Origin of the sequence: Vibrio sp. 1S139 (assembly GCF_041439475.1) — a bacterium.
Taxonomy (GTDB): domain Bacteria; phylum Pseudomonadota; class Gammaproteobacteria; order Enterobacterales; family Vibrionaceae; genus Vibrio; species Vibrio crassostreae_C.
The window spans coordinates 102,971-129,607 of record NZ_JBGOOD010000002.1 but is presented as its reverse complement, the minus strand read 5'-3'; the positions used below and the strand labels follow the sequence as shown (position 1 = coordinate 129,607).

At 45.4% G+C, this 26,637-nt stretch carries 19 protein-coding genes and 1 pseudogene; 10 read left to right on the top strand and 10 right to left on the bottom strand.

Features of this window, described 5'->3' with window-relative positions; translation table 11 throughout:
- Positions 1-278: 278 nt before the first annotated feature.
- Entirely contained in the window at positions 279-983 is a 705-nt protein-coding gene (locus tag ACED46_RS01410) for a hypothetical protein (RefSeq protein ID WP_017065155.1), read from the top strand.
- A 108-nt stretch (positions 984-1,091) separates the two neighbouring features.
- Here the strand turns inward: ACED46_RS01410 and ACED46_RS01405 are convergent, their stop codons facing one another.
- Positions 1,092-1,580: an Lrp/AsnC family transcriptional regulator gene (locus ACED46_RS01405; protein WP_004732526.1), complete on the bottom strand. Its 489-nt coding sequence runs from the start codon at positions 1,578-1,580 to the stop codon at positions 1,092-1,094.
- Between the two features lie 278 nt (positions 1,581-1,858).
- Here ACED46_RS01405 and ACED46_RS01400 point away from each other — a divergent pair, with 278 nt between their 5' ends.
- Positions 1,859-2,029: a hypothetical protein gene (locus ACED46_RS01400; RefSeq protein ID WP_017061196.1), complete on the top strand. Its 171-nt coding sequence runs from the start codon at positions 1,859-1,861 to the stop codon at positions 2,027-2,029.
- A 67-nt stretch (positions 2,030-2,096) separates the two neighbouring features.
- Here the strand turns inward: ACED46_RS01400 and ACED46_RS01395 are convergent, their stop codons facing one another.
- The 5 genes from ACED46_RS01395 to ACED46_RS01375 all read right to left on the bottom strand — a co-directional run bounded on the left by ACED46_RS01395 (position 2,097) and on the right by ACED46_RS01375 (position 9,203).
- A complete protein-coding gene (locus tag ACED46_RS01395) occupies positions 2,097-2,261 on the bottom strand; it encodes a hypothetical protein (protein WP_371720777.1) in 165 nt (54 codons plus the stop codon).
- Positions 2,262-2,666: 405 nt separating this feature from the next.
- A complete protein-coding gene (putP, locus tag ACED46_RS01390) occupies positions 2,667-4,193 on the bottom strand; it encodes a sodium/proline symporter PutP (RefSeq protein ID WP_170930181.1) in 1,527 nt (508 codons plus the stop codon).
- A gap of 150 nt (positions 4,194-4,343) precedes the next feature.
- Positions 4,344-5,048 carry a 1-pyrroline-5-carboxylate dehydrogenase gene (locus tag ACED46_RS01385; protein WP_048614230.1) on the bottom strand — a complete coding sequence of 235 codons (705 nt, stop codon included), beginning with the start codon at positions 5,046-5,048 and terminating at the stop codon, positions 4,344-4,346.
- A gap of 11 nt (positions 5,049-5,059) precedes the next feature.
- On the bottom strand, positions 5,060-8,197 hold the full coding sequence (putA, locus tag ACED46_RS01380) for a bifunctional proline dehydrogenase/L-glutamate gamma-semialdehyde dehydrogenase PutA (RefSeq protein ID WP_371720776.1): 3,138 nt from the start codon (positions 8,195-8,197) through the stop codon (positions 5,060-5,062).
- Positions 8,198-8,378: 181 nt separating this feature from the next.
- Positions 8,379-9,203, bottom strand: a complete 825-nt coding sequence (locus ACED46_RS01375) for an AraC family transcriptional regulator (RefSeq protein WP_017061200.1) — start codon at positions 9,201-9,203, stop codon at positions 8,379-8,381.
- A 252-nt stretch (positions 9,204-9,455) separates the two neighbouring features.
- Between ACED46_RS01375 and ACED46_RS01370 the strand changes: the two are divergent.
- Together ACED46_RS01370 and ACED46_RS01365 are read left to right on the top strand one after the other, a co-directional pair.
- Positions 9,456-9,632 (top strand): annotated as a pseudogene (locus ACED46_RS01370) (SUMF1/EgtB/PvdO family nonheme iron enzyme); the annotation flags it as partial.
- Between the two features lie 364 nt (positions 9,633-9,996).
- On the top strand, positions 9,997-10,779 hold the full coding sequence (locus ACED46_RS01365) for a PAS domain-containing protein (protein ID WP_371720775.1): 783 nt from the start codon (positions 9,997-9,999) through the stop codon (positions 10,777-10,779).
- Positions 10,780-10,881: 102 nt separating this feature from the next.
- Here the strand turns inward: ACED46_RS01365 and pdxH are convergent, their stop codons facing one another.
- Positions 10,882-11,517, bottom strand: a complete 636-nt coding sequence (gene pdxH / locus ACED46_RS01360) for a pyridoxamine 5'-phosphate oxidase (protein WP_017061203.1) — start codon at positions 11,515-11,517, stop codon at positions 10,882-10,884.
- Between the two features lie 167 nt (positions 11,518-11,684).
- Between pdxH and ACED46_RS01355 the strand changes: the two genes are divergently transcribed.
- From ACED46_RS01355 to ACED46_RS01330, 6 genes are all read left to right on the top strand, one after another.
- Positions 11,685-13,607 carry an ATP-binding protein gene (locus tag ACED46_RS01355; RefSeq protein ID WP_371720774.1) on the top strand — a complete coding sequence of 641 codons (1,923 nt, stop codon included), beginning with the start codon at positions 11,685-11,687 and terminating at the stop codon, positions 13,605-13,607.
- 84 nt (positions 13,608-13,691) lie between these two features.
- On the top strand, positions 13,692-14,978 hold the full coding sequence (locus tag ACED46_RS01350; protein WP_371720791.1) for a sigma-54-dependent transcriptional regulator: 1,287 nt from the start codon (positions 13,692-13,694) through the stop codon (positions 14,976-14,978).
- Positions 14,979-15,090: 112 nt separating this feature from the next.
- On the top strand, positions 15,091-16,482 hold the full coding sequence (locus ACED46_RS01345) for an HlyD family type I secretion periplasmic adaptor subunit (protein ID WP_017061206.1): 1,392 nt from the start codon (positions 15,091-15,093) through the stop codon (positions 16,480-16,482).
- 59 nt (positions 16,483-16,541) lie between these two features.
- Positions 16,542-17,210, top strand: a complete 669-nt coding sequence (locus ACED46_RS01340; protein WP_019823329.1) for a transglutaminase-like cysteine peptidase — start codon at positions 16,542-16,544, stop codon at positions 17,208-17,210.
- 5 nt (positions 17,211-17,215) lie between these two features.
- Positions 17,216-19,126, top strand: coding sequence for a LapD/MoxY N-terminal periplasmic domain-containing protein (locus ACED46_RS01335; protein WP_017061208.1), 1,911 nt, complete (start codon positions 17,216-17,218; stop codon positions 19,124-19,126).
- Between the two features lie 18 nt (positions 19,127-19,144).
- Positions 19,145-21,259 carry a type I secretion system permease/ATPase gene (locus tag ACED46_RS01330; protein ID WP_017061209.1) on the top strand — a complete coding sequence of 705 codons (2,115 nt, stop codon included), beginning with the start codon at positions 19,145-19,147 and terminating at the stop codon, positions 21,257-21,259.
- Positions 21,260-21,383: 124 nt separating this feature from the next.
- On the opposite strand, the gene ACED46_RS01325 is transcribed toward ACED46_RS01330, so the two are convergent.
- The 3 genes from ACED46_RS01325 to ACED46_RS01315 form a co-directional block, all read right to left on the bottom strand.
- A complete protein-coding gene (locus ACED46_RS01325) occupies positions 21,384-23,054 on the bottom strand; it encodes a DUF342 domain-containing protein (protein WP_371720773.1) in 1,671 nt (556 codons plus the stop codon).
- Between the two features lie 419 nt (positions 23,055-23,473).
- Entirely contained in the window at positions 23,474-25,567 is a 2,094-nt protein-coding gene (locus ACED46_RS01320) for a GNAT family N-acetyltransferase (protein WP_371720772.1), read from the bottom strand.
- 93 nt (positions 25,568-25,660) lie between these two features.
- Positions 25,661-26,635 (bottom strand): ParB/RepB/Spo0J family partition protein, encoded by a 975-nt coding sequence (locus tag ACED46_RS01315; protein WP_371720771.1) that lies wholly within the window; start codon positions 26,633-26,635, stop codon positions 25,661-25,663.
- Positions 26,636-26,637: the final 2 nt, after the last annotated feature.

The following is a 26,637-nucleotide window of genomic DNA, read 5'->3' as shown; positions in this document are numbered from 1 at the left end:
CTATTTTAAAAGTGCGATGTGATTCACAGCAATTTGTTTATTAGCGGTAAATTACACATGGCAGAATGTTATGTCGTAATTATATAATGACATTAACACCAAAGACGCCTCGCTTGCGCGTTCTGGAATAAGGCTAGACTTCGGGGGGAGGCTAGCCTTTTTTATGCCTGCTATTTGGCGCTCTTTGCTACCTGTCCAATAAACTTCATCGATCCTTTTGTTTTTTTCTTGGCGTTTTTTTCTTAAAATGCGCGCAATATTCTTTCTAGAGATCAACCATGAACAAAAGTGTCTTAACTAACGTTATCGCGTTAGCGCTGCTTGCTGGCGGCTATGCGACAGCAAACCAATACTTGCTTTATGCAGGCCTATTCGCCTTTTCTGGTGCCATCACCAACTGGCTTGCGATTCACATGTTGTTCGAGAAAGTACCCGGCCTATACGGTTCTGGAGTGATTCCAGCGCGCTTTGAAGAGTTCAAGGCAGCCATCAAGCAACTGATGATGGAGCAATTCTTTACAGAAAGTAACATCGACCGCTTCCTAAGCAGCGAGATGACAGGAAAGTCGCTCAATCTAGAGCCTGTGATTCAGAAGATCGACTTTAACCCTGCATTCGACTCACTGGTGCATGTTATCGAGAACTCTCAGTTTGGCGGTATGTTGGCAATGTTTGGTGGCACAGAAGCACTAGAGCCAATGAAAGCGCCGTTTGTTGAGAAGATGCAAGAATCTGTGATTGAAATCAGCAAGAGTGATTCTGTAAAAAATGCCATCAAAGACGAGCTAGAATCGCCTGCGATGATGGATGAAATCAAAGAAAACATTGAGGCGATCATCGATCAGCGCTTGAATGAACTAACACCTAAGCTGGTTAAAGAGATGGTTCAGACCATGATCAAGAAACACCTTGGTTGGTTGGTCGTTTGGGGCGGTGTATTCGGTGGTGTGATTGGCTTAATCTCTGCGGCCATTACGCTTTAAGGCGAACAAGTTTATCGGGTTGCTCTTTATCTGACGCTCAACAAAAAATGGAAGCTTATTGCTTCCATTTTTTATATCTAAATCACGTTGGTAAGCGAAATTAGGCCACTATTTTAGAGTTGCCAACAACTCAGGGTTCACGCCGAAGCCCTTTTTATGCTCTTCAATCACCACTTCACTACGTGTCTGAATCACACCAGGCAAGGTGCCCAACTTCGTTGCCATAAACGCTTGGTACGCCTTCATGTCTTTCACTCGAACCTTGATCATGGTGTCAAAGTCACCCGACAGTGAGTAGCACTCTTCCACCTCAGGCATCATTTCCACGGCTTGGGCAAATTTGTCGAAGATCGAAAAGCTAGTCTGATCGAGACGGATATGGATAAAGACTTGAACATCGAGTCCCAGCTTTTCTGAACAAAGCTCAGCATGATAGCCCGTGATGTAGCCCTCTTTCTCCAATCGCTTGAGTCTATCAGAGCAAGGTGACGTCGTAAGGTTGACCTGTTTTGCCAGTTCAACAACAGGTAAACGCCCTTTCATATGCAGAATTCTTAGTATCTCTTTATCGATACGATCGAGCTGATGCTGAGACATAACATTCCTTAAACATTCTAAATTCCGCTCAGTATATTCCATACCAAGTGCAATCGAAGAAAACCTCGCTCACACATTTAAAAACTAAATGCACGGATGATATTCACGCCAGATATAAACACATACAAATAGATAAGAAACCTTATAAATCAAACTCTGGTTATTAACAAATTATTATAGAAATGACCCGATTAACAAATAAGTTGAGCCGGAAACGAAAGAAAGGATATAGGCCAAAGTGAATAATAGAATTATCAAAGAGAAAGGATGACTCTATTATGAAAACGCAAGAACTCGCATATAAACCTTACGGTATTGGTTCATGGACACACGTAACGGTATCAAAAGATGTTGCTCAGGCACTAGCAAATGAATACTCAAACTATGGTTGGGATGTGAAGATTGATGGCGACGCCATTGTTGCCGAGCTAGCACTCAAAGCCGCATAGAAACGCAAAAACCTCCTAAAACGGAGGTTTTTTGATCTAAGTTAGTGAGCGCTTACTGTAAGTTAAGCTAAACCAATTTGGGGTACAGTACTTCCTGTTTCGCAACGACAATTGCACGTGCGGCAGAAGTGCTGAGTTTCCATATCGTAGTACAGGTTTCCACTAAATAGTTTGACGTCCATTGCATCATACGGCCAGAAGCTGTCTCGGGCTCTGATTCACAACGTTTCATTATAGACTTATGTAGTGTTGTTTTTTTACATCCTTTGCAATAGAGATCAGGCATACCTTTGTCCTATAGGTCTTTAGTGGTTACTGACAATTGACACATCATGTCCAATTCGGTTCCACAATTCACCGAGCTAATGACAAAAGTGAGCGCCAAGTTCAAAAAATAGCCATTTTTCTATTTTATTTTTTGACATCAAACGCCACCAACAAGACAGACCTTTCATTTCTCGCTCAAGATCCTTCGCTTTCGATTTACATTGTAAACCCCCATTTCAATATCAGAAAACCTCGAATAAACTTAATTTGAAATAAGACAAAGGTCGTACTCACATAAAAAAATAGAGCCACCGAAGTGACTCTATTGTTCATGTCTTTTGCTAATTCATTGGTATTTTTACAATGTAAATTAGTCTAGCTCAACGAGGTTCTTCTCGAACTCAGCGTGTTGCTTCTTAACTTCGTCTTCAGGCTCGCCCGTAATTAGACTCACGATAACGATAGAAAGAGTCGATAGGATGATTCCCGGTACGATTTCGTACACATCGAACCAACCGCCCGTGAACTGTTTCCAAAGTACGATAGTCACACCACCAACCACGATACCCGCGAGAGCGCCGTTACGGTTCATACGAGACCAGTACAGGCTCAATACAATAGCTGGGCCGAATGCAGCACCAAAACCAGCCCATGCGTAAGACACAAGGCCAAGTACTGAACTGTCTGGCGTCATCGCTAGTACAAGTGCAATCAAAGAGATTAGGATAACCGCGAAACGGCCTACACGAACAATTTCTTCTGACGTAGCGTCTTTCTTCAGAACTTGCTTATACAGATCTTCTGCCATTGCAGATGAAGATACAAGAAGTTGTGAATCCGCAGTACTCATGATTGCCGCTAGGATTGCCGCCAGTAGGATACCTGCGATTACTGGGTGGAACATCGCGTTCACAAGAAGCATGAAGATCTTCTCGCCATCGTCTAGCTTAGGTGCACCAGAGTTCGTTACGTAGATTAGACCAACAAGACCAACCAGCATTGCACCAATCATAGACAGTGCAGTCCATACCACCGCGATACGACGCGCGGTTGTTAAGTCTTTATTGCTACGCGTTGCTTTGAAACGAGCAAGGATGTGTGGCTGACCGAAGTAACCTAGACCCCATGCCGCTAGCGAGATGATCGCGATAGCAGAAAGAGGCTCACCTTTCGCATCATTCCATAGCGTGAGTAGCTCTGGGTTGATGTTATGAAGGTCAGTAGATAACTGGCCAAGGCCGCCGTTCATTGCTGCGATTGGTACAATCAATAGCGCAGCAGACATTAGTAGGCCTTGAACCAAGTCAGTCCAAGATACCGCTAGGAAACCACCAAACAGGGTGTACGAAACCACACATACGGTACCGATGATTACCGCAGTTGTGTAATCTAGGCCGAATACCGTTTCAAACAATTTACCACCTGCTACCAAGCCTGAGCTTGTGTAGAAAAGGAAGAATAAAAGGATAAAGAAAGCAGAAATTGTTTGGATCAGCTTAGAGTTATCGTTGAAGCGACGAGATAGGAACTCAGGCAGCGTCAGTGATTCAGTTGTAATACTGTAAGTACGTAGGCGTTTAGCACTGATTAACCAGTTTGCCCAAGTACCAACCAGTAGGCCACCAGCAAGCCAGAATGCTTCAAAGCCAGCAGCATAAGCGTAACCAGGCAGGCCAAGTAGCAACCAACCACTCATGTCTGATGCACCAGCAGAAAGTGCAGCAGGCCATGGGCCTAACGAACGACCACCTAGGAAGTAGTCAGTTGAGTTAGATGTACGTTTGTAAGCAATAACACCGATCGCTAGCATCATAATTAGATACGCAATGAACGTCGTCGTTATTGCAAAACTGTTTTCTATCATTTGATAGTCCTCATTTTGTAGAAAGCCTTCCATGCCTAATTCAATGCAAGACACTCACCGTAAAGGCAAGCGAGTGCATTGAGTTAGGTATTCAGGCTCCAAAGCACTAAGGGTTGAATCCAAAAATGGAGAAACCAAAAAATGGAAACAACCAAAGGAGCTTAGAGCCAATTTTACTGAAGGTTAGTGAGCTTCGCTTCCAAGTTCGAGCAAGGTCGCGTTACCGCCCACGGCTGTTATATTTATAGTTCGCGTACGCTCGGTAATGAAGCGCAGCGATAGGTGTGGATCATTAGCAACATTCATTGTCGCCAGATCCGTTTCAGCCACTAAACCGACGATTGCACCGTCACGCTTAGCAAGCTGTAAATTGATAGCTTGTGCCGTTTGTGAATTACCCACGTAACCTGCACTTCGCACATCGCAAGACAGCAGCTGTTGAGCAGCGTCATACGAGGAAACCTGTACTAAGTTAGTTGGTAGATTCGCTTGTTTTGCAGCATCAGCAATTAAGGTATTGAACTGCACGTCATCACTGCACAATTGAACGCTGTTACCTGCCAATAGTGCTGCAGTAATCATCGCTGTTGCAGTTTGCAGTGCCGGCAGCTTCTCTTCGCAATCATCAACAATCACCAAAGCCACACCGCGGCCTGCGGCATACAGCTCATTGGTTTCGCCCGTTGGACCCGCCATTAGGTGATGCTCAGAAAGCAGCGCAGACGCTTGCTCTAGATGATAAGTCGCCACCGCTGCCAGAGGCGCAGATTGGCTTTCGATCTCTGATTTAAATGAAAGTACCTGAGCACTCTTATGATCAAAGTCGGTAAGATTCCATTGTTCCCACGCTAACAAAGCATCAGAAAAACCTGTCACTTGATGAACCATGATACTGCTCCTTATGCCTTGTCTTGTGATTGAGAAAAATGAACATCAGTAAAGCGGTATAGGTAGTGAGGACCACCCGCTTTAGGGCCTGTACCCGACAAGCCTTGACCACCGAATGGTTGAACCCCAACAACAGCGCCCACTTGGTCACGGTTGATGTAGCAGTTACCCACACGAATGTGTTTCTCGATCCAACGATAAGTTGTTTCGTTACGGCTGTGGATACCCATAGTTAGGCCAAAACCGGTTTGGTTGATTTGGTCTACTACTTGTGTCAACTCACTCGCTTTGAAGCGTACGATATGCAGCACAGGGCCAAACTGTTCTTCTTTCAAGCAGCTGATGTCATCGATTTCAAACGCACTTGGTGGAACAAAGTCACCATGTTCACAATCCGTACCTAGAGAAAGTTGAGCCACCTTCTTCTGGGTATTGGTCATGTTTTCTAAGTGTGCCAACAACTTCTGTTTCGCGTTTTGGTCGATAACAGGGCCGACATCGGTTTTATGAAGATGTGGAATGCCAACACTCAGCTCGTCCATTGCACCGTGAATCAATGCAATTACACGGTCTGCAATGTCTTCTTGGATGTAAAGCACACGCAGTGCAGAACAACGTTGACCTGCTGAAGCGAATGCCGAACGAATAACATCACGGACTACCTGTTCAGGCAGTGCGGTACTGTCGACGATCATCGCATTCTGACCACCGGTTTCCGCGATAAACGGAACAGGCTTAGCGTTACGACTTGCCAATGACACGTTGATACGTTGTGCTGTTGGTGTTGACCCCGTAAAGGCAACGCCCGCAATTGCATCATGGCTGGTGAGTGCACTGCCGATCTCAGCACCACGACCAGGTAGTAACTGAATCGTGCCAGCAGGGAAACCCGCTTCATTCATCAATTCCACTGCGCGAGCTGCAATTAAGCTTGTTTGCTCGGCAGGCTTAGCCACAACCGTATTACCCGCAACCAAAGCTGCTGTAATTTGGCCAAGGAAGATCGCTAGAGGGAAGTTCCAAGGGCTAATACAAACGAACACACCACGACCTTGTCGAGAAGCGATTCGTGTTTGACCATCAAAACCTTTTAGTTCGAAACCTTGTAGGTTGTTCGCTTGTTTTGCGTAGTAACGACAGAAGTCGACCGCTTCACGCACTTCATCAATGCTGTCGTGAATTGTCTTACCCGCTTCTTGATGACAAATTGCCACCAGCTCAGCCAGGTTTTCTTCCATCAGATCCGCCAGCTTCTCAAGCGCAGCGGCTTTGGTTTCAACCGATGTCGCATTCCAATCAGCAAATGCGGCGTCTGCACCAGTGATCGCTGCGGAAACATGATCAAGGTTTGCAAAAGCCACCTGACCCACGCTAATACGACGATCGTAAGGTGCTGTTACTTGTTCAACATTCTGATCAGCCTTGATCATGCTTTCGGCAAGAGATTCGCCGTTGATCACAGGGCCCGCAGTCCATTGATTGTTTAAGAAGCCTTTTACTTGCTCTTCAAACTGATGCGCTTCGCTTTCGATATCAATGTTCACACCGTATGAATTTTTACGCTCAGGGAATACCGCTGGAGGCAGAGGAATCTTAGTGTTGTTTAATGTATCGAACGCCAGAAGCATATCGACTGGGTGTTGAGTCAGCTCTGCCACAGGGCAACGTGCATCAACTAGACGGTGTACAAACGAGCTGTTTGCGCCGTTTTCTAGCAAGCGACGTACTAGGTATGGCAGTAGATCTTTGTGGCTGCCAACCGGTGCGTAAATACGTACTGACTGTTGGTAAGCTTCCATCGCATGGTTGTAAAGCGAGTCACCCATGCCGTGTAAGCGTTGGAATTCAAAGTCTTTATGATCGGTCATTACTGCAATAGCAGAAACCGTATGAGCATTGTGGCTCGCAAACTGCGGGAAGATATTGCCACGAACGCTTGGGCTCAATAGGTAACGTGCACATGCAAGGTAAGCTACGTCTGTCGCTTCTTTACGTGTGTAAACTGGGTAATCAGTAAAGCCCGCTTGTTGTGACCATTTGATTTCGCTGTCCCAGTACGCGCCTTTCACTAGGCGAAGCGGGATCAAATCACCCTGCTCTTTTGCTAGGCGGTTTAGCCAAACTAGAACCGGTAACGCACGCTTTGAATACGCTTGAATAACCAGACCAAACTTGCCCCAGCCTTTCACTAGCTCGCTGCGATACAGTTTTTCGAATAACTTAAGCGAAAGCTCTAGGCGATCCGCTTCTTCTGCATCAATCGTGATCGCAACATCAAGCTCAATCGCACGGCGCAGTAACTGCTCTAGCGTGTCGCATAGCTCAGTCAGTACGCGGTCTTCATTCGCCACTTCATAACGTGGGTGAAGCGCAGAAAGCTTGATAGAAACAGACGGTGCTGGGCTAGATTTTGAAGAGACGTATGTGTCTCGACCTACGGCTTCAATCGCCATTAGGTAATCTTTGAAGTATTTGTTTGCGTCAGCAGTGGTCAGTGCCGCTTCACCTAGCATGTCGTATGAGTAGGTAAAACCTTTGTCACGCATAGACTTACCGTTCTTCTGCGCTTCAGCAATGCTGCGACCAAGAACGAATTGGTGACCCATCACCTTCATCGCTTGGTGCATCGCTTTACGAATCACCGGCTCAGAAAGCTTGTTCACTAAACGGTTAACCGCTTGACCTGCACTCTGCTCTTTAGATGAAAGTCCAACCACCTTGCCTGTTAGCATTAGGCCCCAAGTTGATGCGTTAACAAAAACCGAGTCAGAATTCTTCAGGTGAGATTTCCAATCCGCAACGCTAAGTTTGTCGCGAATCAACGCATCAGCGGTTGCCGAATCAGGAATACGCATCAAGGCTTCCGCCAGACACATTAGCAAGATGCCCTCTTGAGTATCTAAGCTGTATTCAAGCAACAAGGCGTCGATCATCTGAATAGATGTTTTATCCGCACGGATAGACTCAATCAACGACGTCGTTTTGTCTGTAATTTGCTGCTTTTCAGACTCAGAAGGGGTAGCTAGCGGCAGAAGTTGCTCTAGCCATTGGGTTTCATCCACCATATATAATGGTGAGATAAGCGTCCAAAGATCAGCAAGCGACTGCTCATTGAATTCTGGCTTTAACACATCAGTAGCTGTAAACATGCGTTTTCCTTAATCTCACACCCGAAAAGAGTTCGGGATCTCTACAATGGCTGCAGTGTATTTAGAGTATATAAGGATTACTTGTCAAAAACTCCGAGTTTTTTGCTAAAAACTCGCTTTATTAACAAAACAAACACAACGTCACATATGAAACTTTAAAATAATATGCCGTTTTGTTTCACTATTTAACAGAAATTTTCTTTTTGTATTGGGATGGAGACATGCCTTGAAGGCGTGAAAAGGTGTGAGTAAAAGAGGATTGACCGGAGAAACCAGCCAGTTCTGCGACCTGACCAAGGCTAAGGTTACCCTGTTCAATTAAACGGCGAGAACGATCGATACGCTTACCAAGAACATACTGGTGAGGGGTAATGCCCATTTGCTCTTTGAACAGCATATGGAACTGGCTTTCGCCCAAGAACACGCTGCCCGCAAGCTGAGCGACAGAGATCTTATTCGCGAGGTGTTGCTCGATGTAGCGATCCAGTGCTTCAAGATCAAAACGCGAGTCTTTAATTGAGGTTTCAAATGCCGATATGTGCCTTTGCATCAGAGCGATCACCGTGTCATTGCAGGCACGGCTTAACAATAGATCATCCGGGCTCGCCTGCATTTCTTGCACCAACATATGGATAAGCTTTTGAATTTGCGCGTCTAATTGGAAGTAGACGTTCGATGATTCTAACTGGTTAATCTTCTCTAACATTAGAGGGTCATCATCGGTTGGCACAGGCATATTGAGCACTAGGATATCCGACTGACCAACCACCCCACCGAAAGCATGATCAGAGCTCGCTGTTACCACACAACCTTGACCCGGCCCGATAAGATTACCTTTACCGCAAACTTCAAATTCCGCCTGACCATTTAAACCAATCACGACTTGCGAATAGTGGTGATCGTGACAATCCATATGCGAAGGCAAAGTAATGATCTCCGCAGGGCGAGGGCCAGTAAGGCCTAGCGGGGACAAGTCTAGGTTTGGAAAGGGTAAAGGTTTTGGCATGACAGCAAAGTACTCAGATCGACATAGTGAGAATAATACTCTGAAATCTGCACAAGATGAATTTGTAAATGATCATGAGAGTCATTTCCTCACCATAAACAGAAGATCATTACCGCGATCATCTTGATCATGCCTCCGGAAAGATGATCAAGAGCGTACAAACTACGGGCATTGTAAAACCAATCGTTCCGGCGAATTTAGGGGCTTCACAAGCAATCACACGAACACGAACACGAACACGAAAAACATTTTACAGGCTTCTACGACATGGTGGGTAATGTATGGGAATGGACAACCGTTCAGAAAGGCCTAGCAAAAGGTGGCGCGTGGAGCTTCTCTCCTGAAGAAGCAAAAGTGTTTAACGAACTGTACGTACCGCCTTCAACGGCAGCGAACTATCTAGGATTCCGAGTAGTACGAGAGCTGTAGGCTCCCAATCACAGGCTCAGAATCCCAAATATTTACTCTAGGTTCTCAATTATCACATTGAGCAGCATTTATAGGGGAATTCCCCCCTTATGCATAAGCACTCCTAGGAGTAGATTCGTCGATAGAGTAGTAAGTCACTCTGGGTATCAAATTGATGCCTCAGTTTAATTTACCTGACCCTCGTAAATTAGACTGAAAATCTTCTACATGTCGACAAGGCATATCTTGTCTTTAGCCAGCCCCTCTTCAGGCTGGCTTTTTTTTGCCTGATTATCACCCTTTATGCCCATCGATTCTCCGTGATTGACACAGTTAGTCAGCAGTCCGTTTAACTGTCAGTCCCCCCTTATTTTTCGTACTCTAATTGCCATTGCAGCGCTATAAGAAACTGATATTATTGCAACATCGCAACACACGAGATAAAACCTTGCCAGATCCACTCAACTCCATACATCGTTCTTTATTCGAACAACTTCCAGGCTGCTGGGGCTGCAAAGATACTGACTCGGTCTTCGTGTACGCCAACCTTGCTTACAACCAATTGATTGGCTTAAAACCCAATGAGACTTGTACTGGCTTGACCGACTTCGACATGCCCAGTCAAACCACCGAGTGCGCACAAGATTTCAGAGCTCAAGACAAACATGTGATGGATACACGCAGTACCCTTAAGATTCTCGATATTCACCCCTATCCAGACGGACGCTGGCACGCCCATATCTTTACTAAAACACCATGGCTTGATGACGACGACAACGTCCAAGGCACCATCTTCTATGGCCAAGAGCTTACCGATACCGCGATCTTAGAGGTCGATCATTGGGTTTGTCAGGCCACAGGAACAAAAGGCGATCAGGCATCGCTTGCGGGGTCAGAGCCGCGCGTGTCTAAGCTGCAAAAGCGGCTGACTTCGAGAGAATCAGAGGTACTGTTCTTACTGCTTTTCGGCAAGAAACCACAGTACATCGCGTCGACGTTAAACATTTCAATCAAAACGGTCGAAGGTCATGTCGCCAGATTGAAACAGAAGTTTGATGCACGCAGTAAAAGCCAATTGATTGAGTATGCATTGGATTCAGGATTGGGCTCAGTGATCCCAGAAACTCTGCTCAAAAAACAGATCTCTGTTGTTCTTCACAGTGACTGATTGACTGTTCAGCTGAAAATGCAGACAAAAAAATGCCGTTGATTTGATCAGTCTAATCAACGGCATTTTTGGATCTGTTAAGCAGCTAAGCGATCAAGCAGCCTAAGGCGCTAGGCGATCAATATCCCAACTGTTGTCTTGGCGTGAGAACAAGAAACGGTCGTGCAAGCGGTGTTCACCACCCTGCCAGAACTCAATACTATCCACACGAACTCGGAAGCCACCCCAGAAAGAAGGCACAGGAATCTCGCCTTTGGCAAACTTCTGTTTAAGCTCTAGATACTTACCTTCTAAAATTCCACGCGCTGAGATGCGGCTACTCTGCTTACTTGCAATCGCGGCCAATTGGCTCTCTTTTGGACGTGACGAGAAGTACTTCATATTTTCCATAGCCGTCAGCTTTTCAGCCGTGCCCGTAATATGAACTTGTCGCTCAAGTGGATGCCAAGGAAAGTGCAAACTGATTTTGCTGTTGTGCTCAAGCTGGTGCGCTTTACGGCTACCTAGGTTGGTGTAAAAAACGAAACCGTCTTTATCCACATTCTTCAGCAGAACAATGCGTTGGAATGGCTGACCATTTTCATCAACCGTAGCAACTGTCATGGCAGTAGGGTCCGTCAACTTCGCTTCAATGGCTTGCTCTAGCCATAAATTGAATTGCTCAATCGGGTCTGCGGCCAAGTCTTTACGTCTCAATCCACCCTTAGCGTATTCGCGACGAATATCTGTCAGTTCCATTTGCTTGCTCCTTTAAATTTTTTTGTGATTTTGCGCCGTAATCCTTTGAAACACAAGTCTAAGCCATGGTTTTGTCTCACAGAAGGTGCTCTGTGTTAACAAGATCTCGGTACTCTCTCCATCATATTGATAATCTTTATACAAACCGATGACAAGCTGAGATCCGAGTGACCAAAATACTGCCTAACCTAATGACACCCTTTGTTTTATTCTCATTGTTATTGGGAGCTGCAGGGCTGACCGCAACCCACTTTATGGCAGTGCAATTCCAAGAAAAAATCGTCACTCAGCAACTCGATGAAGCAGCGAATAAAGCCAATCTACAAATCGACTCTGAATTGGATAAATTCAAACAGATCCCGGATTTACTCAGCCATGACCCGCGCTTGCTCTCTTATTTTGACTCATCACCACGAGCAGACAAGATTTCCGCTGCGCAGCTCAATCAATTACTATTTGAATGGTCGAATCAAAGCCAAGCCGACACCATCTATATTCACGACCCGAGCGGTACTGTGGTCGCTTCCAGTAATTACCAAAAGCCTCGTACCTTTGTAGGTGAGAACTTCTCGTTTCGTCCCTACTTTGCTTCTGCCATTCAAGGTAACAACACACAATATGTCGCGCTAGGCGCTCGCTCGAACGTACGAGGTTATTTTCTGTCTTCACCTCTGTATATCGACAAGGAAGTTGTTGGCGTTATCACGGTAAAAGTGAGCTTAGAAAATCTCGAAAACATCCTGACCAGCGACGATTTTGAGATCGTAGTACTCGACTCGAACCAAGTGGTCTTTCTATCAAGCCAAGCTCCATGGCTTTATCATTCACTGTTGCCATTAACGCAGCAACAACAAACGGATATCGCACTTCAACGCCAATACGGTCAAAGCGAAATTTCGATCATCGAAGCCTTTCGTTCTTCAAGATCTCAGTCAGAAGCTAGCAACGCCAATCAATCTAGCAACCTTCAATCCAATGAAATCCGAAAAGAGCTCACCGCCAACCAGTTATTCAAGCTTGGTGCTTTTAATCTTTACCCCGCTACCATCAGCAACAACCAGTACCAAGTCGTCGCCCTAAAAGAGACCAGAGCTGAACTTATTAAAATCTTTCAGATCGATGTCATCTTCGTAGTGATTTACAGCTTGGTGATGCTCATCGCTTGGTCGTGGCGCCAGACTTATCTCGCGAAAGTGGCGTTGACCCGACTCAACCAAAACCTAGAACAAACCGTAGATAAACGTACCCACTACTTGAAGCAATCCAATCAACAGCTGCAACAAACCCTTTTTCAATACCAAGAGTCGCAATCCAAGTTGAAACAGACAGAGCAAGAGCTGACACAAACCGCGAAATTAGCGGTACTCGGTGAGCTGTCAGCCAGCATTAACCACGAAATCAACCAACCGCTTGCAGCACTGCGAACCTACAGTGAAAACAGCTTAAAGCTACTGGAAATGGAACGAACCGATTTAGTGAAAAGCAATCTTGAGAAAATGATTGGCCTCAACAACACCATTACCGACATCATCGCGCGACTCAAAGTCTTTACTCGCAAGGTCACCAAACAAGAACATCATGTGGCGAACCTGCATCAAGCGGTCAATAACGCCACTAGCATTCTCAGTGCGCTGATGATCAAGCAAGGCATTACGCTAAGGCTAAGCACGGTGCCAGATGACATCAATATTGCGATTCATCCAACCGAACTCGAACAAGTACTAGTGAACCTGATTCACAACGCGATTCAAGCGCTGCAACAACAAGTTCTTGAACAGAAAATCTTGCAGGAGCAACAAAACCTGGAAAGCGTTGACCAACAGGCTAGCCCACAGATAGGCATCGAATGGCAACTTCATCACAACTCTTGTCAGCTGATCATTTGGGATAACGGAATTGGCATGCCAGATGACAAACTAGAACAGCTGTTCGACCCGTTTTTCACCACCAAACCGGAAGGTTTAGGGCTAGGGCTTTCAATATCGAAACGGATTATTGAAGCGTATCACGGCACGATCAGCGCGAACCGGTTAGAGCCTTCAGGCATGGTATTCTCGCTAAACATCCCGTTATATAACGATAAGGGCTAACACGCCGTTGTTATCGCTGATTAGAAAACGAATCTCACATACTGCTAATCTCACCTACTGCTAAGGAATCGGCTTTTGCACTCTATGCCTAAACTCTATTTTGTCGACGATGAACCCGCCATTCGAGACTCCGTAGAACAAGCCATGCTCATTGAAGGCATCGATATTGTCTGCTTTCCCAATGCTATTGAGGCATTAAAGAAAATAGATACCACGCAAGCCGGAATTGTCGTCACCGATATTCACATGCCGGTGATGGATGGCATTCAATTGACGCAAAAGTTACTGAGCCAAAATCCTCATTTTCAGGTCATCGTACTTACCGGACATGGTGACGTGCAAACCGCGGTGTCCTCGATGAAAGCCGGCGCTTACGATTTTCTGGAAAAGCCATTTGTGGTCGATGCCCTACTCACTGCCGTTAAAAAAGCGGCGGATAAGCTCGCACTGGTTGAAGAGAACAACCTACTGCGTAAAGAGTTGGCAATGCAAAATCAGGTTGGCCCGAAACTGATTGGTCAATCACCATCAATGCAGGCATTACGCCGAGAATTGATCACCCTAGATACCAAAACTAACCCACTTCTATTATTTGTTGGTGATTTAGGGACGGGGAAAAGGGTCACAGCACAATACACCCATGATTTACACAGTCATCAAACCGCGGAGCTTTGCCCTGTCGCTGCGTTTAATTTGCCACGCAGTGACGAAGCGACATTCCATCAGTTTATTTTGCAACTGTTCTTGAAGCATCAAGGTGGAACACTCTATATCCATGAGACAGAAGCACTAACTCAGGATCAATGGCTGTGGTTAGCGAACCTAAAACCCACTCTACTTCGTGAAAACTCATGCAAGACCAATGCAACTTGTATCATTATCGCAACTACAGTAGTTCCTACTACAATTACAGGTGAACTGCGCCGATTTAATTTACTACCCTTGGCGCAAAGAACGGAAGATATTGGCTCTTTGTTCAAACACTTTGCTCGTGGTGCAGCCAGTCGCTATCAACTGCCGCCACCCGTCATTACAGAAAAAGAGATTCAGCGACTCATTGCAACGCATTGGACGGAGAACATTCGTCAGCTTCGCCAACATGCTGAACTCAGAGTGCTGACTCAAATTAAGCAGCCGTCGCTCGACAACGATACTAATGAGCAAAATGAACTCGATATGAGCATTGAAGAGCAACAACAGTCGTTAAACCAACGCACCGATAGCTTTGAACAAATTATCTTGATTGAGGCACTACATCGCCATCAAGGTCGTTTAAAAGAAGTACAACAAGAGCTGCAGGTATCGCGAAAAACACTGTATGACAAACTAAGAAAGCACCAACTCGATAAAACAGATTTCAAGAACCGATAAGTCTTAAAAAATATATAAATTCAAAGATTTAAATGAGCAAAATCTTAACATTTATCAAAAGTAAGAATACACTCAATAGGCTTGCACTTTTATTTAGCGAACAAGGACTGTTATGAGTCAGAAAAATTTCAGCAAATTGAACGAGACCGAGCTTGAGTATGTCGATGATAAAACAGCGGCACTACTCCTCAATACGCCCACCAGTGCGCGAATTATGTTGTGGGTGATCGTTCTGTTTTTTATTGCTGCTATTGGGTGGTCTGCATGGGCAGAGATCGACAAAGTTACCGTTGGCCAAGGCAAAGTGATCCCCTCCTCTCAGATCCAAGTGGTACAAAACCTTGAAGGTGGCTTGGTTAAAGAAATCTTAGTTAAAGAAGGCCAACGCGTTCAAAAAGGTCAACAACTGCTGTTAATCGATGACACACGATTCCGTTCTGACTTCCGCGAACGTGAACAACAAGTCGCGAACTTGACCGCCAACGTGTTAATGCTTTCCGCTTCCCTGACCAGTGTTGTCATCAATGAAGAATTCTCTGAAAAAGAATGGAAGAAAAGTGTCACTCTCGATTATGGCAAGCTTGCGTTCCCACCTAAATTCTATGAACTTCAACCTCAACTGGTTAATCGTCAAAAAGCAGAATACCGTCAAGATCTCAATAATCTGAGAAACCAGCTTTCCGTTTTTGATCAACAAGTTGAACAGAAACAGCAAGACCTAGTTGAGATTAAAGCGCGTGTTCGAAACCTAAAACAGAGCTACCAGTTTGCTCGCCAAGAACTGGATATCACCAAACCTCTCGCCGATGAAGGGGTGGTACCACGAATTGAATTACTTAAACTGCAAAGACAAGTGAACGACACTCGCCGAGAAATGACTTCGAGCGAGCTAAAAATTCCTCTTTTACGCTCAGCAATCAAAGAATCCATGCTCAGCCGTATTGACGCCGCACTGAACTTCCGCTCCGAACAACAAGAAAAACTCAATCAAGCCCAAGACAAGCTCTCTGCAATGACCGAATCTGCCGTTGGCCTAGAAGACAGAGTAAACCGTACCGTGGTGGTTTCTCCTGTAACAGGCACCGTTAAAACATTGGGTATTAATACTGTCGGCGGGGTTATCCAACCGGGTATGGACATCGTTGAGATTGTACCAACAGAAGACTCTCTATTGGTTGAAGCGAAAATCGCCCCGCAAGATATCGCGTTCCTACGCCCAGAATTGACTGCCATCGTTAAATTCAGTGCTTATGACTTCACTAAGTACGGTGGTCTAGAAGGCGTGTTAGAGCACATCAGTGCCGATACCACTCAAGATGAAGAAGGCAATAGCTTCTATATCGTGCGCGTGCGCACCGAAAAACACAATTTTGGACAGAACGAAGAGTTGCCAATCATTCCAGGTATGACCGCCTCTGTCGATATCATCACGGGTAAAAGAACCGTGCTTGAGTACATGTTGAAGCCACTATTAAGCGCTCAAAACAATGCACTAAAAGAGTAATGACGTTTGATGTTTGATAACGCCTTTCAATACACAGCAAATAGACAAGAGCAGAGGCTATGAAGTCTCGGATTTCGCTATTGCTGCTGGTCCTCACCTCTTTCACCTCTGTGGCGCTCAACAAGAGCGACCAACGGTGGATAGATGCAGTGACCAAAACCTACGGCGATAGAGCCGGAAAGCGAGTGGCAACATGGCGCTCAAATATGACGTCATACGACGGATTAAGTGAAAAAGAGAAGCTCAGGTCGGTGAACCAGTTCTTCAACCAGATGTACTTTGTCGATGACAACATACTGTGGGGAAAGAATGATTACTGGGCAACACCACTGGAATTTTTAGGCAGCAACGCCGGTGATTGTGAAGACTTCACAATCGCAAAATACTTCTCTTTGCTTGAACTGGGCGTCCCAGATAAGAAATTACGATTAGTGTACGTAAAAGCACTGGAACTAAACCAGTTCCACATGGTGTTAGCTTACTACTCAACACCGAGTGCAGAGCCATTAATTTTGGACAACTTAAACCCTGAAATTAAACGCGGTTCCAAACGCCCAGATCTAAGACCAATTTACAGTTTTAACGGTAAAAACCTTTGGTTGATCAAGTCGGCAGCAGGCAGCGGCAAGTTGGCAGGGAAATCTTCAAGATTGAGCTTATGGAACGACTTACGTTCACGTGAGCGCTCTCTAAAATTAAACAAACCCATTATCAATTACGATGAGTAGGTACAATGACTTTATATAAACAGCTTGTGGTCGGGATGGTTGCAGTGTTCATACTGCTGATGACGTCAGTTTTTATGATCGAATTCAATACCACCCGTGGATACTTAGAGGAGCAGCAACGCTCTGAGGTAAGTAATACCATTAATACTGTTGGACTGGCTCTCGCCCCTTACCTAGAAGAAAAGGACAAGGTGGCAGTGGAGTCTGTTATCAACGCCCTGTTTGATGGCAGTTCTTACTCAGTCGTTCGATTGATCTTTCTCGATAGCGGTGAAGACATTCTCCGCTCATACCCTGTAAAGCCAACTGGCGTACCAGAGTGGTTTACCAACCTAAACCTGTTCGAGCCTGTTCATGACCGCCGCGTGATCACCAGTGGCTGGATGCAATTGGCCGAGGTCGAGATCGTAAGTCACCCAGGCCCTGCCTACGATCAACTTTGGCAAGCATTCATCCGCTTACTGAGCATATTTGGCACGATCTTCTTGCTCGGTTTGGTGTCTATCTCTTGGATCCTTAAGCGCGCTTTACGCCCGCTCTCGTTGATCATTACCAAGATGGATCAGATCGCCAAGAATCAGTTTGGCGAACCTCTGGCTCGTCCAAAGACAAAAGATCTCACCTTGGTTGTCGATGGTATCAACCACATGTCGACTCAAGTTGAACTGGCATTTAAAAACCAAGCGAAAGAAGCTCAGAAGTTACGTGAAAGAGCATATATCGACCCTGTATCTCAGCTAGGTAACCGTGCTTACTACATGTCTCAGTTAACTCAATGGTTAGAGGAGTCGAGCTTAGGTGGTTTAGCGGTACTTAAAGCGGAGTTTATCAGTGAAGAGTACGATGAAAAGGGCTATCAAGAAGGTGATGCCTTGGTTCATCAACTGGCTGAACAGCTGCAAGCTTCAATTTCATCTCCAGATATCACCATCGCTCGTATTTCTAGTGACGAGTTCGGTTTCATCATGCCAAACATTGATGAGAGCGAACTGAAACTTGTCGCGAGCAGCATCGTAAACTGTATCCAGAGCCTAGGTTCAGACCCAACAGGCACTGCGAATCCACATATTGCTCTTGGTGTGACCTACAGCAACAAGCGTAAAACCAGTACTGAAATCATGTCGCTGGTGGATAACGCACTCTCAAGTGCCAAGGCGAATCGAGAACTTGCTTACGGCTACGTAACCGCAGACGATCACGGCGCAGTGATGGGCAAACAACAATGGCGTATGTTGGTTGAAGAAGCGATCATCAACGACCTCATTACCTTCCGTTTGCAGGCTGCAAACAATGCCTTTGGTAAAACCTATCACCAAGAGGTGTTCTCTGCGATTGAAAAAGATGGCGTGCGTTACGGTGCTAACCAGTATCTATACGCGCTAGAACAGCTTGAAATGAGCCACATTCTCGACCAATACGTTATTGAGAAGATGGTTGAAAAGCTCAATGCAAAAGAAGTAACCAGCCCAGTCGCTATTAATCTCTCGCCAAGCAGTATATCTCAACCAAGCTTCATCCGTTGGATCGGTAAGACGCTTGAACAGAATGCTTCAATCGCTCACCTGTTGCACTTTGAGATTCCAGAAAACTGCTTCATCAACGTTCCGCACTACACGGCACTTTTGTGTAACACCATTCGCAACGCTGAAGCGGTGTTTGGTGTCGATAACTACGGACGTAACTTCCAATCACTGGATTACATCAACGAATACCGTCCAAGCTATGTGAAGCTAGATTACCTGTTCACACATAACCTTGATGACGAAAAACAGAAGTTTACCTTAACGTCGATCTCTAGAACCGCTCACAACCTAGGCGTCACCACCATCGCGTCTCGAATAGAAACTCAGACTCAGCTAGATATTCTGTCTGATAACTACGTAGAAGTGTTCCAAGGCTTCATTGTTGATAAATAGTTGTAAGGGTTATATCACATGCAAGATCCACTATTGAACTCACTGATCTACGTTAGCCGGTATTACGGGTTAGCTAACTCGCCCGAAGCGTTGATCAATGGGCTACCACTATCCGATGGAAAGCTAACCCCTTTCCTATTCCCACGCTCTGCTGAACGAGCAGGATTAGTGGCAAAAGAAAACCGTTCCGACTTAGAAAAGATTCCTCACCTGATACTGCCTGCGGTCTTACTACTTAAACAAGGTGAGGCGTGCGTTCTCAACAGTATCGATTTAGAGAAGCAAGAAGCGGAAATCATTACTGCGGAAAGCGGAATGGTGCCAATCATCATTCCTGTCGAAGAGCTGAAAGAACAATTCATCGGCCGCTACTTCTTGGTAAAGAAACAGTTCCGTTATGATGAACGTTCACCAGAAGTTCTAAAAACACGTAAAGGGCATTGGTTTTGGAGCACGATTTGGGAATCTAAAAACATCTACCGAGATGTGTTGATTGCCTCCATTCTTATCAACATCTTCGCGATTGCCGCGCCGATGTTTACACGCTTGGTGTACGACAAGGTAGTTCCCAACCTCGCCTTTGAAACTTTGTGGGTGCTGGCAAGTGGTATCTTTGTCGTGTTCCTATTCGATTTGCTGCTCAAATTGATGCGCAGCTACTTCATTGACGTTGCCGGTAAGAAATCCGATATTCTCATTTCCTCCAAACTGTTCAGTAAAGTACTGGGGATTCGTATGGAAGCGAAGCCTGCTTCTGTCGGTGCTTTCGCTAAAAACTTGCAAGAGTTCGAATCCATTCGTGAATTCTTTACCTCTGCAACCATTGGCTCGTTAATCGACCTCCCCTTCGCACTGATGTTCTTAGCGCTAATTTGGTTAATGGCTGGAAACCTTGTGTTTGTTCCCGTTGCTGGCGTGGTCATTTTGATCGTCTATGCATTGCTAATCCAAGGTCCACTGCGCCGTACCATTGAGGAAGGCTCTCGTCTTGCTTCGCAGAAGTACGCGAACTTAATCGAGAGTTTGGCAGGGTTAGAGACGGTTAAGCTGTTCAGTGCGCAAAGCCAATTCCAATTCCGTTGGGAAGAAGCCGTTGCTCACATGGCGAATTGGAATATCAAAAGTCGACGCATCACTGACAGCATCCAAAACACCGCCGGCTTTGTTCAGCAAAGTACTAACGTTGGTATGATCATCTTTGGCGTGTATCTAATTGCAGAAGGTGAACTTACGATGGGTGGCTTGATCGCTGCAACCATGTTGAGCGGCCGAGCGATTGGCCCGCTTGTTCAGCTGTCTTTGCTTTCGACTCGTTACAACCAAGCAAAGTCATCAATGACTCTGATTGAGCAAGTGATGTCGATGCCTGATGAACAAGAAGAAGGTAAACGCTACATTCACCGTCCGATTATTCAGGGCCATATCGCGCTAGATAAAGTGACGTTCCACTACCCAGATTCACCAGTGGCTTCAATTAGAGACTTAACCCTCAATATTAGTCCTGGTGAGAAAGTAGCAATCATTGGTCGTATTGGTTCAGGTAAAACCACACTAGAACGTCTGATTATGGGCCTGTACAAGCCCACAGAAGGCCATGTACGTATTGATGACACGGATATGGAGCAACTGCATCATGTCGACGTACGACGCAATATAGGTTGTGTTCCGCAAGACAGTAACCTGTTCTACGGTTCAGTAAGAGACAACATTACTTTAGGTCGTCCTTTGGTGGATGACCGTGACGTGATGGATGCAGCAAACCGTGCAGGGGTAACCGCATTTACTCAACAAGATCCTGCAGGTTTGGAACGCCAAGTGGGTGAAGGTGGTGCCTTGCTGTCTGGTGGACAACGTCAGTCAATTGCCATTGCTAGAGCCTTCCTTGGCCGTCCGCCAGTGTTGTTGATGGATGAGCCGACCAGTGCTATGGATAACCGTTCAGAGATGCACATCAAACACCAACTTAACCAATTGCTACCAAGCGAGACGTTAATTCTGATTACACACAAAACGTCGATGTTGGACATTGTCGATCGAGTGATCGTAATGGAGAAAGGCTGCATCATTGCAGATGGTCCTAAAGCACAGGTTCTTTCAGACCTTAAACAAGGCCGAGTGAGAGCCGTTAGTTAGAGCGCTCAAGCCACCTAAATAAATAATTATCAGTAGAAACCAAAAGGGGGAGCATCAGCTCCCCTTTTTTATTTGTCAGTATCGGCACCTTAAGCATACGTAACTTTGTGTTCAGCACAAAAGTCTACAAAGCAATATCCTCTTGCTCCATCTTGAATGAACATTGGATCTCGTATTGGTTGAATGAGAAAACACTTCCGCCGTGGGTTCGCTTGGTTGTGACTGTCTCATCACCAAATTGAATCGTCACTCGGGTATACACTTTTTCGTGTACCTCTACAGTGCATTCAGCAAGGTTGGTTGCAAACTCCGCTTCGAGTGTATCTAGCTGCGACTTTGTGTTTTCTATTGCGAGGTTATTCTTCTCACGTTGCTGCTCTATTTCTAGGGCTTGCTCTTCGCTTCTCTCTGCTTTCGGGCGCTTCTTAAATTCTAACTCTTGGCGAATCACACCCATGGTTTGCTCTTGAGTGTATTTATAAGTTTCCTTCAGCTCAGCTATCTTTTGGCGGTAACCATCGTAGCGCGCAAAACCATGTACCTTAGTTGCGGTGTCTCCCTCAACACCTAAGAAGACACATTCTACTTTTCCGCCAACTTTGGCTTCACCACCGCTTAGCGTGCCGTGTTTTTTCAAACTGTCCATCACGATAAGGTTGTTACCACAGCGAATGTCATTACTCATACTGTGCACACCAAGTCTAAGGTCGTTGGCCGTTTGTAGCTCGGCATTCTGTGCGTAGCTTGCTGTGATAGAGCCTTTACTGAATACCTTACAACTTTTTGGCTCACCCTCTTTGGTCGTGTGGCCGATAATACCTTTGGCGACTTTGATATCCCCCTGAGCTTGCACTTCGGCCGATTCGATAAAGCCACCAACCGTAACACTTCCGGTCGCCTTGACGATCATCCCCGGCTCGATGTTGCCAGAGACAAACACATTACCTTTAAATTTAACGTGCCCAGTTGAGACATCGACGTTGCTGACACATAAGGCGTCATCCACTTCGATGGTTCGGTCTTTAATGATGGGCAATCCAGGGTGTGAGGCGAGTAGTAAATTGGGATCTTCAGGGGAGATGTAAGTGCCCTTTCCAGGCTTGATTAAACTGTCTTGTCCAGGAAGCGGTGGGATAATTCGGCCTTGAACGGTAAAGCCAGCGATGCCTTTGGTAGCGGGGGTTCGTTTCATTAAGTGATCATTTTGACCAACGGTAATGGTTTGTCCCAAGTCTCGCATATCAATCTTGCCTTCGTCTTTACTGCGAGGCTTCAATACTTGACGAGTAATATCTTCAACCAAAGCGGCAAACTTAGCGTCTTTACCTTTTACTGGTTGTGTCCCTTTAGCGGCTGGCTGAGTAAACTTTTCGCCGGGCTTAAGTTTGCTACTCATCATCAAAACTTTTCTGAGCGCTAACTTATTTATTCCTTTTGTTATTTGAGCTTGAGATAAGCACTGAATGATGTCGCTACCACGCAGTGGGTGTCCATTGTAGGGACCAGTGACCACGAGGCTCGCCAACATCTCATCATCAGACAGTTCGACCGCAACAGTGGCATTTCGAACTTCGGCAATCAAGATTCCTTCATAAGCTTCACCCTTACCTTCTTTAGCAAGAGTAACGAAACGCAACACCTCTTCTTCGAAAAGAAAATAGTTTGATGCATTCAAAGCTTCCAAGGTTGGTGGCAGCGTCTTGTTATCAAAGCTTGCGTCAACCACAGTCCCGGTTGGCAGACATGCCATTACTTGTTGCTTGTCTTCCGACAATGTAACGATGTTATCCCACATTCGAATTGAGTATCCCTAATGACTCAGTTGTTATTCAGTCTATATAATTCATTCTGCGCTGAGTATCACATTATTAGAATAATCAGCGTCACATCACTTACTTTCGATTCTGCAAACATGACTCATAAATAAGACTTACACATTTTATGATCTGCTTCGCCTTTACAAATACATAGGAAAATTTTTTCAGAATATTTCGTGCGATTGAATGTTGATTCGATGTAGGGCTAGATAGTAAAGGCGAATAGCTTTAGAAGATTAAAGGCTGTACTGGAGAGATAAAACAGAAATGATGTAACAGATAATCAGGGTAAAAACGGGTTTCAATATGGAGCTTCAGTTTACAGTGTAAATCCAATATTCTAATTTACACTGTAAATCTAATTTGTTGCGGTCAGTCTATTTAAATGATGGCTAGCCTATTTACACTGTAAATTTGCTAACAGAGCATCGACATCTTTACGAAACTGAATCTCTGCTTGTTTACGACCAACAAGATTAAACTGTTCAACACAAGTCCCCCACTCTTTCTGCTGAACAACCTTTGCGATGAGTAAGTCAGAAATACCTATGTTTCGATCGTTACTGAGTAGAATCAAGTTCAGTACGCTGAAGCTGATCGCATCATAACTGTTGCCACCGTTCACGTAATTTCTAACTAACTGAGTTTCAAACTCACTAACGGTGTGAACACTCCTTGGCAGCAGTGCTCGCACCATATCGGTTTCAAGTGAAACCAAAGAACCTGAAACAAGAAAACAGTAGCTACGCTCGAAGTGATTTTGAACTTGGTTTATCCAGCCTTGAGAGTTTGAGTTAAGCGCCTTAACCATCAGAACCGAGTGACAGCCACTGGCCTGATCTCGCTGGTGCCCGATGTGCACAGCTTCAAATTCACTACCACGCCAAAAAGAAATCAATTCGCTGGTCGCGCCAAAGCTTGTCGCCAGATAATCTGCTTGGCTGGTTTGCTGTGATAACTGAGCCAACATCCAACGGCCAATACCCAAACCTTGATGACGAGCTGAAACAGCAATGCGCATAACTCGAAGGCACCGACTGGTCGCCGCCTGAGTACAGCCAAATTGGTTTGCCAGTAATACAGGGGCAAGGTGACCTTGAGGCCTGCGTTTTCCAAGTTGAACTTGAGCAATCAACTCGCTGTCCAAACCACCCTCTTCCGTCACTAACATACAACCTAAACATTTATCTTGCTGCCAAGCGGCGTATAAACGGATTGCTGGATTGTTGAGAAATTGCATTAAGTCATTTGGCGAGGTCTGATAGTGCGCATCCACGAGAAGAGAAAAACATTGTTGTAGCTGCTCAGGATTAGCCAAGCATTCTGATTTTGATAACTCGCCCAAGTTTAATTGGTTGATTGCGTCAGCAGAAAAGCCTTCGATTTCATCAACCGCCGATTCAGTGACTGATGCGTCATTACCAAGTAGGAAGCAATCAAACAACCAAGCTTCTAGCGGATCGTTGCTATTCCAACGAATCGGTTGTTCGAGCTTAAAGCCTTTCCACCCCGGACGATGCTCAGAAAGCCAAGACTCAAACTTAATACCGAACCCTCGTCCACTGCCTTCGTAACCATGTACCGTGGTTGAAAAGACCATACGGTGATAGATGTCGACCATGGATTTAAGCATCGGAATTGGAATTGCAGCTGCTTCGTCAACCAATAACAGATCGCAATCAGGCTTAGATTTAAGTAATTCATCTGTTGCGACGAATCTTAAACTGCCACCTTGATGACGAATGTGAGTAGCGTTTACCACTTCGCAAGATTCCAACCCTTGGCTAGCATGGGAAAATACCGGCTCTACCGCTTTCACTGAAGGTGCGGTAACAACAATATTAAACCCGTGACGCTCAACTAACAGCTGCGCAGCGGCAATACCCAATGTCGAACTTTTACCACGCCCTCTATCCGCAGTGAGAATCAAAGGACGTTTACGGTGTCCAGACACCACTTTTTTGACTAATTCAACAGCCGTGTTTTGCTGTTCAAATTTATCCAATCCGTTTTGGGCGCTTTGCATCTGAGGAAGAACGTGAGTTGCTTGAACTACATCGCCGGCTTCATTGTGTTGTGAAACAGAAGTCAGTTTATCGAAATGACGTTTTAACCAACGTTGACCAAAGCTCTCGCTATCTTCAGAGGCATCAACTTTTGGCGGCAACACCAACAGCAGCCCACCACCGACTAACGAACCCAGCGCAGCACTAAAACCATTCGCATCAAACTGCTCTCTAAAGTCACAAACAAGAACTTGGCACTCACGACCAAGCAGTTGTTGGCCTTTTTTTACTGGAGCATGAATCACACCTTCAAATGGCGTACCGCCAATCTGGAAGATGCTCGGAGTGAGTGAGTCTTGAAGGAAGGTAAAAACAGCTGAGTTTTGCCAATCAAAATCGCCATCAAAGACCACGCCGTAACGGTGATCGTTATGTTGAGCGATATTAGAAAGTGTATGCAGAAAAGTGTTGGTTGGGTTTGTCATAGTTAGCGTCCAGATTCATCTAAACACAGTTTATCACAGCCAAATAAAAAGCCGCATTAAGCGGCTTTAGAGGAGTAATGAAAAGTCGTCGACTTAGTCGAGCTTCGATTGAACGAAGGCGAGGATTTCTTCCATTGTTGCATCATCAACTTTCTTAAGGTTCAACGCCAAGTTTGAACCCTTGCGGCTGTATGATGCGCGGCCCTTAATAAGCTCAACTTTTGGAGAAGCTTTCTTCGCTGGCGCTGGCGCCAATTCAAGAATCCAACCTTCCAGAGTTTCTGTCACGTCTTTGGTTAGACGAGTTACGCCTTGAGTTTCGCTACGCTGCCATACAAAACCTTCAGAAGCATCACACTTAGTCAGTAGTGTTTGCTGCTGTTCACTCGTCAATCCACCAAACTGCTTGTGTAGTTTAACAATTGTTGGACGACCAAGGTCGCTCACATTTGGGTAAGCTTGTAGCAATTCAAGTGGCAAAGCGGCTGCTTTCAATGCACCACTCACCAAAGCTTCACTGCACTGGAACATTTTTGCCAGTGCTTTCTGGTCTTCAGCTTCGCCTTTATCTAGCTTCGCTTGCATCTCTTTGCCCTTCTCGTAAAGAGAAAGCGGTTTATGAGCGTTAGCTACGTCTGATAGGAACTTAGCGTGTTCGCCGTTAATGTTTTCAGCAACATAGATTAGGAACTCTTTGTCAGCCAAAATACATGACATACGACGACGGCTACCATCAAGAACTTCAATCTTACCGTCTTTGTTCTTACGACCGACCGCAGGGTATTGCTGACCACGTTCTTTCAATGTTGTAAGAACATCAGAAAGCGCGTGCTCATTTAAGAAAGATTGCTCACGAGCGTTCTCTTCAAAAACAACCGTTCGAGTTGCCACTTCAGCCGCAGGAATTCGAACCAATTCAAATGAAACCAGATCTTCGCCAGCAACAGAAAGCTCGATCACTTGAGCCTGTTCTTTTGCCGCTGTTTGCGCTTCTTGTGGTGTTGCTACGCGACGTTTGTTTGCTTTACCAAATAGCTTTGCATTTAAGTCAGATGTTTTAATTGCCATTG